14 protein-coding genes and 1 pseudogene are annotated in these 12514 nt (G+C 51.2%); 8 read left to right on the top strand and 7 right to left on the bottom strand.

Annotation, left to right across the window (positions count from 1 at the left end):
* Nucleotide 1: 1 nt before the first annotated feature.
* Genes sapD through sapA form a run of 4 tightly spaced genes read right to left on the bottom strand, consistent with a single transcriptional unit; the run spans nucleotide 2 to nucleotide 4476 of the window.
* A complete protein-coding gene (gene sapD, locus OGV57_RS06885) occupies nucleotides 2–994 on the bottom strand; it encodes a peptide ABC transporter ATP-binding protein SapD (protein ID WP_003020556.1) in 993 nt (330 codons plus the stop codon).
* Nucleotides 994–1884: a peptide ABC transporter permease SapC gene (sapC, locus tag OGV57_RS06880; RefSeq protein WP_003020550.1), complete on the bottom strand. Its 891-nt coding sequence runs from the start codon at nucleotides 1882–1884 to the stop codon at nucleotides 994–996. The genes sapD and sapC overlap by 1 nt, the downstream gene beginning before the upstream one ends.
* Entirely contained in the window at nucleotides 1871–2836 is a 966-nt protein-coding gene (gene sapB / locus OGV57_RS06875; protein WP_003020545.1) for a peptide ABC transporter permease SapB, read from the bottom strand. Before sapB ends, sapC begins: the two co-directional genes overlap by 14 nt.
* Nucleotides 2833–4476 carry an ABC transporter substrate-binding protein SapA gene (gene sapA / locus OGV57_RS06870; protein ID WP_003840735.1) on the bottom strand — a complete coding sequence of 548 codons (1644 nt, stop codon included), beginning with the start codon at nucleotides 4474–4476 and terminating at the stop codon, nucleotides 2833–2835. The genes sapB and sapA overlap by 4 nt, the downstream gene beginning before the upstream one ends.
* A gap of 311 nt (nucleotides 4477–4787) precedes the next feature.
* On the opposite strand from sapA, the gene OGV57_RS06865 reads away from it, so the two are divergent.
* Nucleotides 4788–5111: a hypothetical protein gene (locus OGV57_RS06865; protein ID WP_071684394.1), complete on the top strand. Its 324-nt coding sequence runs from the start codon at nucleotides 4788–4790 to the stop codon at nucleotides 5109–5111.
* Nucleotides 5112–5119: 8 nt separating this feature from the next.
* Here OGV57_RS06865 and OGV57_RS06860 read toward each other — a convergent pair.
* Nucleotides 5120–5407: pseudogene (locus OGV57_RS06860) on the bottom strand (pentapeptide repeat-containing protein); the annotation flags it as partial.
* 44 nt (nucleotides 5408–5451) lie between these two features.
* Nucleotides 5452–6441 carry a phage shock protein operon transcriptional activator gene (gene pspF / locus OGV57_RS06855; RefSeq protein WP_162778279.1) on the bottom strand — a complete coding sequence of 330 codons (990 nt, stop codon included), beginning with the start codon at nucleotides 6439–6441 and terminating at the stop codon, nucleotides 5452–5454.
* Nucleotides 6442–6596: 155 nt separating this feature from the next.
* Here pspF and pspA point away from each other — a divergent pair, with 155 nt between their 5' ends.
* Genes pspA through pspD form a run of 4 tightly spaced genes read left to right on the top strand, consistent with a single transcriptional unit; the run spans nucleotide 6597 to nucleotide 8142 of the window.
* The gene (pspA, locus tag OGV57_RS06850) at nucleotides 6597–7265 is read left to right on the top strand and encodes a phage shock protein PspA (protein ID WP_003020532.1); all 669 of its coding nucleotides are present in this window, start codon (nucleotides 6597–6599) and stop codon (nucleotides 7263–7265) included.
* A gap of 54 nt (nucleotides 7266–7319) precedes the next feature.
* A complete protein-coding gene (gene pspB / locus OGV57_RS06845) occupies nucleotides 7320–7544 on the top strand; it encodes an envelope stress response membrane protein PspB (protein WP_003020509.1) in 225 nt (74 codons plus the stop codon).
* Complete coding sequence (gene pspC, locus OGV57_RS06840; protein WP_054528425.1) at nucleotides 7544–7903, top strand: envelope stress response membrane protein PspC; 360 nt, start codon at nucleotides 7544–7546, stop codon at nucleotides 7901–7903. Before pspB ends, pspC begins: the two co-directional genes overlap by 1 nt.
* A gap of 8 nt (nucleotides 7904–7911) precedes the next feature.
* Nucleotides 7912–8142, top strand: a complete 231-nt coding sequence (gene pspD, locus OGV57_RS06835; RefSeq protein WP_003020493.1) for a phage shock protein PspD — start codon at nucleotides 7912–7914, stop codon at nucleotides 8140–8142.
* A gap of 214 nt (nucleotides 8143–8356) precedes the next feature.
* On the opposite strand, the gene OGV57_RS06830 is transcribed toward pspD, so the two are convergent.
* A complete protein-coding gene (locus OGV57_RS06830; RefSeq protein ID WP_048217506.1) occupies nucleotides 8357–9367 on the bottom strand; it encodes a LacI family DNA-binding transcriptional regulator in 1011 nt (336 codons plus the stop codon).
* A gap of 228 nt (nucleotides 9368–9595) precedes the next feature.
* Between OGV57_RS06830 and pspE the strand changes: the two genes are divergently transcribed.
* The 3 genes from pspE to OGV57_RS06815 all read left to right on the top strand — a co-directional run bounded on the left by pspE (nucleotide 9596) and on the right by OGV57_RS06815 (nucleotide 12511).
* Entirely contained in the window at nucleotides 9596–9913 is a 318-nt protein-coding gene (pspE, locus tag OGV57_RS06825; protein WP_003020447.1) for a thiosulfate sulfurtransferase PspE, read from the top strand.
* Between the two features lie 142 nt (nucleotides 9914–10055).
* Nucleotides 10056–11453: a YcjX family GTP-binding protein gene (locus OGV57_RS06820; RefSeq protein WP_054528687.1), complete on the top strand. Its 1398-nt coding sequence runs from the start codon at nucleotides 10056–10058 to the stop codon at nucleotides 11451–11453.
* On the top strand, nucleotides 11450–12511 hold the full coding sequence (locus OGV57_RS06815; protein ID WP_054528424.1) for a YcjF family protein: 1062 nt from the start codon (nucleotides 11450–11452) through the stop codon (nucleotides 12509–12511). The genes OGV57_RS06820 and OGV57_RS06815 overlap by 4 nt, the downstream gene beginning before the upstream one ends.
* Nucleotides 12512–12514: the final 3 nt, after the last annotated feature.

Raw genomic sequence — 12514 nt, 5'->3', positions numbered from 1 at the left:
CTCACTCTCTCTCCATGTTCAGCGGGAAATGACAGGCGTAGAGATGATTCTTTGCTCCGGTCAGTCTTGGGGTTTCAATACATTCGCGTTGTGCATAAGGGCAGCGCGGCCCCAGACGACAGCCGATGGGTAATTGTTCCAGCAATGGAATTGCTCCTGGCATGGTATTCAGGCGGCTTTTGTGCGGCATTGCGCTACCAAAATCAGGAATAGCGCGAATCAACGCTTGAGTATAAGGATGATGCGGAATGGTCACCAAATCTTTACTTGGCGCGGTTTCCACCGTTTGTCCGCAGTACATCACGTTGATTTTGTCAGCCCACTGGCTGAGCATTTGCAGGTCATGGCTTATCAACAAAATGGTGGTATTGCTGTTTTGATTCAGACGGGTTAGCAGACGGAAAATTTGCGCCTGGGTGGTTGGCTCCATCGCGTTCGTCGGTTCATCGGCAATCAGCAAGCGCGGCTGATTCGCCAATGCGATAGCGATCATGACCTTCTGGCATTCGCCGTCGGTTAGCTCATATGGGAAGCTGCGCATGGCATCTTTATGGTCTTTTATCCCGACGCGGTGTAAGAGTTCAATCGCACGGCGTTTGCGCCAGCCAATGCGCTGCCACCAGCGGCCCTTGTAAGTCCAGGCGGGAATATTTTGCATTAGCTGCCGTCCGATCCGCTCGGACGGATCGAGACATGACTGTGGCTCCTGAAAAATCATGGAGACGTTATGGCCGACCAGTTTGCGTCGTTCACGCGCGGAAAGACGTAGCAGATCGATATCATCAAAACGCATACGGTCTGCGGTTACGCGCCAGTTATCTTTAGCGACGCCGCAAATGGCCTTAGCGATCAGACTTTTGCCGGAACCAGACTCGCCGACCAGCCCGCGGATTTCACCCTCGTTGAGGGTCATGCTGACGCGATCAACTGCCTTAACCCAGTCGTCACCGGTTCTGAATTCAATCGTCAGGTTGCGGATATCCAGTAATGGCATTATTCCACCCCCGCAATAATTGCGCGGCGCACGCCGTCACCCAGTAGGTTAACCAGCAGCACGCTTATCATAATCGCTGCGCCTGGCAGCATGACCGTCCACGGTGCGACATAAATCAGCTCCAGCGCGTCACCGAGCATGGCCCCCCATTCCGGGGATGGCAGCTGTGCACCAAGGTCGAGAAAACCCAGCGCGGCGATATCCAGAATCGCCATCGACAGTGCGCGGGTGATTTCAGTAATCAGACCGGCGGTAATATTGGGCAGAACGGCAAACCACAGAATATTCAGTGTGGTTGCACCATCCAGGCGAGCGGCAATGACGTATTCTTTCTCCAGCTCGTCATGCACCATGCTGTAAACGGAGCGCACCATGCGCGGCAGCAACGCCAGCCAGACCGCAAACATGGCGTGTGTCAGATGCGGTCCGGCAAAGGCCACCACAATAATCGCCAGCAGCAGAGAAGGGATTGACAGCAGGGTGTCCAGAATGTGGTTCAGCACAGCGGAGCGCAAGCCGTGCGTCGCACCGGCAACTACGCCCAATACAAGGCCACACAGTGTGGCGGCAAGAGTGACGACAAACGCGCCTCCAACGGTCGGGGCCGCGCCGCTGAGCAGACGACTTAAAACGTCTCGTCCCAGATCGTCAGTTCCGAGGAAGAAAGAGACTTCGCCATAGCGTGACCATGACGGCGGTAAAAGCTGATAGCCGAGAAATTGCTGATCGATGCCGTAAGGGGCAAACCAACCACCAAAAATACACAAAACAGCCAATCCCGCGCAGCCGTACAGGCCGATCATCGCAGTTGCATCACCATAGAAATTGCGCCATGCGGTGCGCAACGTACCTGGCGGGCGTTTTTCGCTATAGACGCTATCGTAAGGCATACCATTCCTTATGTTTCAGAGGGTTAGCCATAGCACCCAAAATATCAGAGATAACGTTGACGATGATAACCAGTGAGCCAATCACCATAACGCCCGCTGAAATCGCCGCGTAATCCTGCTGGCGAATCGCGTTAATCAACCAACGGCCAAGACCAGGCCAGCTAAAGACCATCTCGGTGATCATCGCCAGCGTCAGCATGGTGGAAAACTGTAAGCCCAGGCGTGGGATCACCGGCGGGAGGGCGTTGTGCAGAACGTGACGGCGCAGAATCGTTAAGCGTGACAAACCGCGTGTGGCCGCCGCCTTGACGTAGTTCTGATCAAAGACCTCAATGGTGCTGATACGCATCAGGCGGATGACTTCGGTGGTGGGCGCAACGGAGAGCGTTAGCACCGGGAGCACCATATGACGGATAGCGCTGACCAGCATTTCATCGCGCCAGGGTGAGTCGGAGATCCACGCATCAATAATGGCAAAACCGGTAACGGGTTTCACCTCGTAGAGAAGATCAAAACGCCCGGAAACGGGTAACCAGCCGAGGGTCAGTGAGAAGAGCAATGTCAGCAGCAGAGCCAGCCAAAAAACGGGGATAGAAAACCCCATCAGAGCCAATGCGCTGATGCAACGATCCTGCCATTTGTTGCGCGTGATGCCTGCCAGCATACCAACGGGGATCCCGACCATTAGTGCAAAACCAAAGGCAAGAATGCACAGTTCCATTGTGGCCGGGAACACCTCTTTCAGCTGTTCTGAGATCAACTGACCATTGATACTGGATACGCCGAAATCCCAGTGAATGAGACCATTGAACCAGAATACCCAAGCGTTCCACAACGATGCGCCCTGTAACGGCGCATGAGGTGTGAAGTAGCTCAGGCTGAATCCAATAAAGGTCAGAAAGAACAGGGTGACCAGCAGCAACAAAAATCGACGCAGGGTGAAGATAATCATGGTTTTTTCACCTCATCTTTCTTTTCCCGGGACACCCCGGCAAAAGAGGAATTGCCGAACGGACTGAGCACCAGCCCTTTGATGTCGTAGCGGTAAGCCTGTAGACGCAGTGAAGAGGCCAGCGGCAGGATCGGTAACTCTTGCGCAAGAATATTTTGCGCTTCGTCATAGGCGTCAATTCGCGATGAAAGCTGCTGCGAAGAGAGGGCTTTGCGCAGAATGCTGTCAAACTGCGGATTACACCAGTGGGCAAAGTTGGTCTGCGAATTGATGGCGGCACAGCTGAGCAACGGCCGGAAAAAACTGTCAGGATCGTTACTGTCCGTCGCCCAGCCGGATAACGTCAGATCATGGTTCATATCCATTAATCTTGCCTCCTGAAAACGGCCTTCTACCGGGATGATCTTCACTTTCACACCCACCTGAGCCATATCTGCCTGAATCAGCTCTGCGGTTTTCAGCGGACTGGGGTTCCAGGCCTGAGAGCTGGTAGGAACCCAAAGTTGTAACGTCAGATTCTCCAGCCCCAGCGCTTTTAGCTGCTCGCGCGATTTTGCCGGGTTGTACTCTGTAATTTTAGCTTCGTTATCATAAGCCCACGAGGCGCGAGGCAAAATAGATGCTGCGGTTTCTGCCGTCCCGTAGTAGATAGACTGCATTAACCGTTGGTTGTTGATCGCTAGCGCCAGCGCATGCCGCACGGCAGGGTTATTCAACGGCGGTTTATTGGTGTTGAACGCCAGGTAGGCAATGTTCATCCCCGGGCGCAGCGTCAGACGCAGGCGAGGGTCATCACGCAATATGCTGAGCTGGCTGGCGGCAGGCCAGGCTAAAACGTCACATTCGCCGGTCAGTAACTTTGATAACCGTCCGGTTCCGCCAGAACCGAGGTCCACTACCACCTGCGGCATCAGAGGAGTGCCACGCCAGAATTTTTCATGCCGCTGCAACCGAATATATTGGCCGGCACGATTCTCCGAAAGTTGGTACGGTCCTGTGCCGACAGGTTGTCTGTCGAGCAGTTCCTGACGATCCTGTTTTGCCAGGTTAGCCGCATATTCCGCCGACATTACGGAGGCATAGTGTGTGGCAAGATGCCACATAAAGGAGGCATCAGGTTGAGTTAAGCGGAATTCAACGGTGTTGTTGTCCAGTTTGCGCACACTTTGGACGTTATCGGCGAACTGCAGGCTGTCGAAGTAGGGGAAATTGCTGCCGTTCACATTGTGCCATGGATGGTGGCGATCAAAGATGCGCTCGAAGGTAAACACCACATCGTCTGCATTCAGTTTGCGGGTGGGAGTGAACCAGGCGGTCTTTTGAAACTGTACGTCACGACGCAGATGGAAGCGGTAGGTTGCGCCGTTATCCAGCACCTCCCAGCTTTCAGCCAGCTCAGGCACTAGTCGATAGGTGTAGGGATCTACATCAAGCAGTCGGTCATACAATTGGGCCGCTAACGTGTCGACGATGAGACCACTGCTCGTTTTTTGCGGGTTGAACGTATTGACCTGCCCGCTGACGCAATAGACAAACCCACTGTCACGGATATCAGCGTGCGAAGCTTGCTCAGGCGCAGCAGCAGCCTGACCACTCAGAAATCCAGCCATCACGATCAGAGATGATAAAACCAGGCGCATAATTTTAATGGATTATATAAAGAGGCTATCTTACTAATACTTAATGACATTTGCCATTACCGTTTGTTTTTGGGAGCAACAGGTTCGATAAGCGCGAGTTCAACACCGCGTCATGGTCAAAATTCATACCTGCTATCCACTTTGAATCTACTCTGTTAACTATCTTAGCATTTTCATGCCCCATCTGACTTGCTATAAACGCGGTGCAGGATGTGGACAGTTGGCGTAATTTGTTACGGTTTCCTCGCTGTGACAAAATGCGTAAGCGATTACAATGCGTTAGTGTACGAATCAACGGGAATATTTAATAAATGAGCAACTTAGCGGATTATGTCAATGCTATAAAAATAGGCATAAATGTTATTTGTATTGAGGATGTCAGTAAACGGGATGACATGGCTGAAGTTGAGATTATAAATAAGACATGGCTTCATGATTCGGGAGTGGTTATTCGTTGTTCTCGCGAAAATGAATTGGTTAAATATTCATCAAATGCCTGTCCAGAATGCAGCATTAGATGGCATGTCGTTGATGCGGCAGGTCAGGATATTCGTCCACTGGAGAAAACGTTTCACAATGCTTGCCAGGAGTCGTACTGGTTAAAAGTAAATCGTCAAACGCATCTCCCGGTGTAAACGCTGGGCTAACCAATCACAGCGATACCAAGCCGCTCCATGAGCAACGATGCCTGGTAGTTGCCTAACTTAACGCCTTGTAAATCAACACCCCGAATATCTAAGTCACCTAACTCCGAATTGGTCAGATCGCAATGTGCGAAGTTTGCTGCTTGCCAGTCGAAAGTAGAAAACTCGCCGCCGGAGAGATCTGAGCCACTGAATGTCGCACCCAGTACCTGAGTCCCCATCCAGCGGTTCTCCCGCAGCTCACACTTTTCCAACACGACTTTCGAAAAATTGGCGTAGCTTAGATGAGGTTATGCGTCAAACCCGCCAGTATGACACTTGCGAATGCGTGCTAGATCTGGTGCTTCTTCAGCAAGGCTCGTAGCTGATGATAAGTCAGACCCAGTAATTCAGCGGCTTTTTTCTGGTTAAATTTAGCCAGCAGTAAGCTGGTTTGTAGAAAGTCTTTCTCTTGTTGCTGCTGGAATTCACGCAGATCCAGCGGTAATGCTGCAGATGTTGGTTTTGCTTCCTGCACCTGAGATTCCACGACATGACGGCGGAAGGGATCAATGATTATCTCATCCAGCGGGTAATCACTGGTCCCATGTCGATAAACGGATCGCTCCACGACGTTTTTCAGTTCACGAATATTGCCCGGCCAACGGTAGTGGAGGAGCGTTTCTCTGGCTTCGGCACTAAACCCTGGAAACAGTGGTAACCCGATCTCGCGGCACATCTGAATGGCAAAATGCTCGGCCATTAACATTATGTCGCTTTGGCGTTCGCGTAACGGTGGGAGTTGCACTACGTCAAAGGCCAGACGATCCAGCAGGTCCGCGCGAAAAGTGCCTTCGTTGACCATGCTAGGTAAGTCGGCATTGGTTGCACAAACAAGTCGTACGTTAACCTGCAACGGCTGGCTGCCGCCAACACGTTCCAGCTCTCCATATTCAATAACGCGCAGTAATTTTTCCTGCACCAACATCGGGGCGGTTGCCAGTTCATCGAGAAACAGCGTACCGCCGTCGGCGCGTTCGAAGCGTCCAGGATGGCGTTTTTGAGCGCCGGTAAAGGCACCTGCTTCGTGACCAAACAGTTCGGAATCAAGCAAGTTCTCGTTGAGCGCTGCGCAGTTAAGTGAAATAAACGGGCCTTGCCAACGGGTGGAGAGATAGTGCAGGCGGTTGGCAATAAGCTCTTTCCCAGTACCTCGCTCACCGATAACCAGGACAGGCTTATCCAGCGGCGCCAGATGAGAAACCTGCTCCAGCACTTCAATAAAGCTGTTTGCTTCACCCAGAAGATTATCTTTGTATCCTGCCATGATGAAATTCACCATTTGTTAGTGTTATTCACCAATTTACCCTAATTCTCTCGCCAGGTAAAATTAGATATAATTATTAAAATCAATTAGATAAAAAGTTGGCACGCCAAGTGCATTACGAAATCAGCAGGGCATAGCCCGATATCAGAACAGTAAGTGAGGATTACATTATGGGTATTTTTTCTCGTTTTGCCGACATCGTGAACGCCAACATTAATGCGTTGCTGGAAAAGGCTGAAGATCCGCAGAAGCTGGTGCGGTTAATGATCCAGGAAATGGAAGATACGCTGGTTGAGGTGCGTTCAAACTCCGCACGCGCTCTGGCAGAAAAGAAACAATTATCTCGTCGTATCGAACAGGCCAGCGCGCAACAGGCAGAGTGGCAAGAAAAAGCTGAGCTGGCGCTGCGCAAAGAGAAAGAAGATTTGGCGCGTTCTGCGTTAATCGAAAAACAGAAATTGACTGACCTGATTGCCTCTCTGGAGCATGAAGTCACGCTGGTCGACGATACGCTGGCGCGTATGAAAAAAGAGATTGGTGAGCTGGAAAATAAACTCAGTGAAACCCGTGCTCGTCAGCAGGCACTGATGTTACGTCATCAGGCAGCGAGTTCTTCACGTGATGTTCGTCGTCAACTGGACAGCGGTAAACTTGATGAAGCGATGGCGCGCTTTGAATCTTTCGAGCGTCGTATCGATCAGATGGAAGCTGAGGCTGAAAGCCATAATTTCGGTAAACAGAAGTCCCTGGATCAGCAATTTGCTGACCTGAAAGCAGATGATGAAATCAGCGAGCAGCTGGCGCAACTTAAAGCCAAAATGCAGCAAGACAAGCAATAATAACATCTGGCGGCGCCCGAACGCGCCGCCGCTCATCACCTGTAAGGAGTACTCATGAGCGCGCTATTTCTGGCTATCCCGTTAACTATCTTTGTGTTGTTTGTTTTACCGATTTGGCTCTGGCTGCATTACAGCAACCGTTCCAGTCGTGGCGAACTGTCGCAAAGTGAACAGCAACGTCTGGTCGAACTCAACGATGACGCACAGCGGATGCGCGAGCGCATTCAGGCGCTGGAAGACATCCTTGATGCTGAACATCCAAACTGGAGGGACCGCTAATGGGAGGCGTTAATCTGAACAAAAAACTGTGGCGTATTCCGCAGCAGGGCATGGTGAAGGGGGTTTGTGCGGGTATTGCGCATTATCTCGATGTGCCTGTGAAGCTGGTACGGATCCTGGTGGTGCTGTCAGTCTTTTTTGGTCTGGCCTTTTTCACCTTCGTCGCCTATATCGTGCTGACATTTGTGTTGGATCCGATGCCGGATAATGTGGTTTCCGGCGAGCAGCAGCCTTCAAGCGGTGAGCTGTTGGATGCCGTCGATCGCGAGCTGGCGGCTGGTGAAAAGCGTTTGCGTGAAATGGAACGTTATGTGACGTCCGATACTTTTTCCTTACGTAGTCGTTTCCGCCAATTGTGAGGTTAGAAATGAACAATCGCTGGCAACGTGCCGGGCAAAGGGTTAAGCCGGGCTTTAAAATAGCAGGTAAGCTGGTGCTTTTAACGGCGCTTCGCTACGGCCCGGCGGGAGTAGCAGGGTGGGCGGTGAAATCCGTCGCCCGACGCCCGCTAAAAATGCTGCTGGCGTTGGTTCTGGAACCGGTGTTGAGTCGGGCCGCGGCAAAATTGTCGAAACGATATTCCGGTAATCGAACCTGATATTTGAATTAGTAAAAGCAAGCAACAATTAATCAACATTCCCTCAGTTAATTTGCGGCAGCTCACAAATACGATTTTTTGGCTGCCAAAATTCTTTTTTACCCCCCTCCAGACCACCTCTGCTAATTGACAGCTTATTTTCCGCAGAGTAGTCTCTTGGTTCATGGGACCGCTACCACAAAGGTAAAAATGAAACATTATTATGCCCCTGTTTTTACACCAGTGAGTCCGCCAACGATATTTGCGTGCTCACCGTGATATTCTGTAATCCTTTTTCACCTGCAATCAGATTAAATAATAAATTACAACTTTGTTCACCCAATTGCTGAGTAGGTACATCAATTCCACCAGGAACTGGTGTGAGCATAAAAGAAAGTAGCTCATTACTATAGCCTACGACGGCAAGTTGTTTTGGGATGGAAATGTTTTTCTCGGCCGCTACGCGATATAAACTCATTAACTTTAAGCTGTCTGTCGCAAATACGGCATCGGGTAACGACTGCTGACTCAGTAATTTTCGAGAAGCAAGTAGGGCGGTTTCATGAGTATACCCCCCGTCAATAACCCACTCATCACGCATTTTAATGTTATGTGCCTGAAGGCTGGCTTTATAACCGTTAACGCGATCGATAGAAACATGAACGTCAAGCGGTGCATGCAAACAGGCTATATTACGGTGGCCGCTCTCAATCAGCGCATTTGTCAGCGTAATACTGTCGCGATAATTATCGGTGTCTACAGAATAGACATTAGTGTAGTCACCTTCAACCTTCCCGATAACCACAACCGGGACGTTGTATTTATCCAACCGAGCAAAAAATGATTCATCGGCAGGAGAGCTCAGCATAATGATCCCTTTGATCAACTTCTGCTTAATTTTGCTCTCACATTTTTGTAAATCATCTTCGGTGCTTCGCGACGTCTGCAATATGACATCAAAACCGACTTCTTCAGCCTTGGCAGTAATTGCATGCAATACTTCAGAGAAAAACGGATTACCGGCAGTTGTTTTTGCAGAACGGGTAGATATCACCATTATTGCATCAAATCCGGAAGAGGTAAGCGCGCGAGCTAGTTTATTAGGCTGATACTGTAACTCATCAATTGCGCGCAGCACCTTTTCAAGCGCCTCCGGCGAGATGTTGGTTTGCTTATTAAGCACGCGCGATACCGTGGATTTTGATACACCAGCGGCTCGTGCAATATCATAAATGGTAGGAGACATAGATCCCAAGCTCCGTCCGAGAGTCAATGGCGGACATATTATGGAGTTAAGTGGCGAATGACAACAATCTCGGAATGCGAGTTGGAAAATCAAAAGGCTAACCGCACTATGTGCGTGCTGAGGAACAATCGTCCACGGGTGCGGACGGTGATAATGCGGTCGCAATATTTTCTTAAGAACTGGCGTATAGTGTAAGGGTTAAATCCAACTATCAGTCAGGAAGATATTATGTTGAAGAAAAGCGTATTAGCGTTGGCACTGGTTATTGGCATGCCGGTTTATGCTGCCGAGCACTGGATTGATGTTCGCGTTCCTGAACAGTACCAACAGCAGCATATTCAAGGGGCTGTCAACATCCCGTTAAAAGAGATCAAGGCGCGTATCGTAACTGAAGTTCCAGATAAGAACGATACCGTGAAGCTCTATTGCAACTCCGGGCGTCAATCAGGGCAGGCGAAAGATATGCTGACTGAAATGGGCTACACGCAGGTGACCAACGAAGGTGGCATCAATCAGATAGCGCTTCCTAAAGTAGAGAATAAATAAACCGCCCACATTCATTCTGCTACAGGCGGTAAGAATAATGCCGCCTGATACAGCTCAGGTAGTTGATAAGTAAGAATTGACCCCTATCTTTACTTCCTGTTTGTTATAATTTCTTCGGTTCCTTCAGCAAAACGGGATGGCGATGAAGCGACTTAAAAATGAATTCAATTCGCTGGTTAATCGTGGCGTAGACCGGCATTTGCGCCTGGCTGTCACCGGACTTAGCCGGAGTGGTAAGACGGCGTTTATCACCGCAATGGTTAATCAGTTACTCAATATTCATGCCGGTGCGCGTTTGCCGTTGCTCAGTTGCGTGCGCGAAGAGCGTCTGCTTGGCGTGAAACGGGTTCCACAACGCGATTTTGGTATTCCGCGCTTTACCTATGATGAAGGACTGGCGCAGCTGTATGGCTCTCCGCCGACCTGGCCGACACCAACGCGCGGTGTGAGTGAAATTCGTCTGGCACTGCGTTACAAGTCTAATGACTCATTACTGCGCCACTTTAAAGACACCTCCACGCTGTACCTGGAAATCGTCGATTATCCGGGGGAGTGGCTGCTCGATTTACCGATGCTGGCCCAGGATTATTTGGGCTGGTCGCGGCAAATGACCGGATTATTACAGGGCCAGCGTGGCGAATGGTCGGCAAAATGGCGGCAGTTAAGCCACGGGCTGGATCCACTGGCACCTGCTGACGAAAACCGTCTGGCGGAAATTGCTGCTGCCTGGACGGAGTATCTGCATCAATGCAAGCAGCAGGGACTGCACTTTATTCAGCCGGGCCGTTTTGTTCTGCCAGGAGATATGGCGGGCGCGCCTGCGTTGCAATTCTTCCCGTGGCCGGACGTTGATGCCTGGGGAGAATCGAAGCTGGCGCAGGCAGATAAACACACCAATGCGGGCATGCTGCGCGACAGGTTTAATTACTACTGTGAAAAAGTCGTGAAGGGATTTTATAAGAATCACTTCCTGCGCTTTGATCGTCAGATTGTGCTGGTCGATTGCCTGCAACCGCTCAACAGCGGGCCACAGGCGTTTAACGACATGCGTCTGGCGCTGACCCAACTGATGCAAAGTTTCCATTATGGACAGCGCACGCTGTTTCGTCGGCTGTTTTCTCCGGTGATCGACAAACTGCTGTTTGCCGCCACCAAAGCTGACCATGTCACGGTCGATCAGCACGCCAATATGGTGTCGCTTTTACAGCAGTTGATCCAGGATGCCTGGCAAAACGCTGCGTTCGAAGGCATCAGCATGGATTGTCTTGGACTGGCATCGGTGCAGGCAACCACCAGCGGCCTGATCGATGTGAAGGGTGAGAAGATCCCCGCGCTGCGTGGTAATCGTCTGAGCGATGGCGAACCGCTAACCGTTTATCCGGGGGAAGTGCCCGCGCGTTTACCTGGACAGGCATTTTGGGACAACCAGGGCTTTCAGTTTGAGGCGTTTCGCCCGCAGGTGATGGATGTCGATAAGCCCTTACCGCATATCCGTCTTGATGCCGCGCTGGAGTTTTTGATAGGAGATAAATTGCGATGAGCGAGCCGTTAAAACCGCGTATCGATTTCTCAGGTCCGCTGGATGTGGAACAAAATGCGGCGTTTAAAGCGCAGCAGATGTTTAACGAAACGGAGGCGCAGACTTTTTCTCCGGCGACAGTGGATGAACCACTGGAAGACGAAGGTCAGGCAGAAGCCGTTATTGATGCGGCCCTTCGCCCTAAACGCAGTCTGTGGCGTAAGATGGTGATGGGTGGCCTGGCGCTGTTTGGCGTGAGCGTTGTCGCTCAGGGTGTGCAGTGGACTATGAATGCCTGGCAGACTCAGGACTGGGTCGCGCTGGGAGGATGTGCCGCAGGCGCATTGATTATCGGCGCAGGTGTTGGATCGGTGGCGACCGAATGGCGCAGATTGTGGCGATTGCGTCAGCGCGCGCACGAGCGCGATGAAGCGCGAGATCTGCTCCACAGCCATGGAACCGGAAAAGGCCGTGCATTTTGTGAAAAGCTGGCGCAGCAGGCGGGCATCGATCAGTCTCATCCGGCATTGCAGCGCTGGTATGCCTCAATTCATGAAACGCAGAACGATCGTGAAGTGGTTAGTCTGTACGCCCATCTGGTGCAGCCGGTGCTGGATGCGCAAGCCCGGCGTGAGATTAGCCGTTCAGCGGCAGAATCCACACTGATGATTGCCGTCAGTCCGCTGGCGCTGGTGGATATGGCGTTTATCGCCTGGCGCAATCTGCGGCTGATTAATCGTATTGCTTCGCTGTATGGCATTGAGCTGGGTTATTACAGCCGCCTGCGTTTGTTCCGTCTGGTGCTGTTGAATATCGCTTTTGCCGGGGCCAGTGAACTGGTGCGGGAAGTAGGGATGGACTGGATGTCGCAGGATTTAGCCGCCCGCTTATCGACACGTGCAGCTCAGGGCATTGGCGCGGGGTTATTAACGGCGCGTCTGGGGATCAAAGCCATGGAACTATGCCGACCGCTACCGTGGATTGATGATGATAAGCCTCGGCTGGGTGATTTCCGCCGCCAACTGATTGGTCAGGTGAAAAAGACCTTACAAAAGAATAAATCTCCGCGCGAAAGTTAGCTA

This window comes from Citrobacter sp. Cf087 (genome assembly GCF_030334285.1).
In the GTDB taxonomy this organism is placed as follows: Bacteria; Pseudomonadota; Gammaproteobacteria; order Enterobacterales; family Enterobacteriaceae; genus Citrobacter; species Citrobacter freundii.
Note: the sequence above shows the minus strand (reverse complement) of the source record. Positions and strands in the feature narration are given on the sequence as shown.

Bases quoted from the DNA above. Each gene is read 5' to 3' on its own strand.
- sapD (WP_003020556.1), bottom strand. From the start codon at position 994: ATGCCATTACTGGATATCCGCAACCTGACGATTGAATTCAGAACCGGT.
- sapC (WP_003020550.1), bottom strand. From the start codon at position 1,884: ATGCCTTACGATAGCGTCTATAGCGAAAAACGCCCGCCAGGTACGTTG.
- sapB (WP_003020545.1), bottom strand. From the start codon at position 2,836: ATGATTATCTTCACCCTGCGTCGATTTTTGTTGCTGCTGGTCACCCTG.
- sapA (WP_003840735.1), bottom strand. From the start codon at position 4,476: ATGCGCCTGGTTTTATCATCTCTGATCGTGATGGCTGGATTTCTGAGT.
- OGV57_RS06865 (WP_071684394.1), top strand. From the start codon at position 4,788: ATGAGCAACTTAGCGGATTATGTCAATGCTATAAAAATAGGCATAAAT.
- pspF (WP_162778279.1), bottom strand. From the start codon at position 6,441: ATGGTGAATTTCATCATGGCAGGATACAAAGATAATCTTCTGGGTGAA.
- pspA (WP_003020532.1), top strand. From the start codon at position 6,597: ATGGGTATTTTTTCTCGTTTTGCCGACATCGTGAACGCCAACATTAAT.
- pspB (WP_003020509.1), top strand. From the start codon at position 7,320: ATGAGCGCGCTATTTCTGGCTATCCCGTTAACTATCTTTGTGTTGTTT.
- pspC (WP_054528425.1), top strand. From the start codon at position 7,544: ATGGGAGGCGTTAATCTGAACAAAAAACTGTGGCGTATTCCGCAGCAG.
- pspD (WP_003020493.1), top strand. From the start codon at position 7,912: ATGAACAATCGCTGGCAACGTGCCGGGCAAAGGGTTAAGCCGGGCTTT.
- OGV57_RS06830 (WP_048217506.1), bottom strand. From the start codon at position 9,367: ATGTCTCCTACCATTTATGATATTGCACGAGCCGCTGGTGTATCAAAA.
- pspE (WP_003020447.1), top strand. From the start codon at position 9,596: ATGTTGAAGAAAAGCGTATTAGCGTTGGCACTGGTTATTGGCATGCCG.
- OGV57_RS06820 (WP_054528687.1), top strand. From the start codon at position 10,056: ATGAAGCGACTTAAAAATGAATTCAATTCGCTGGTTAATCGTGGCGTA.
- OGV57_RS06815 (WP_054528424.1), top strand. From the start codon at position 11,450: ATGAGCGAGCCGTTAAAACCGCGTATCGATTTCTCAGGTCCGCTGGAT.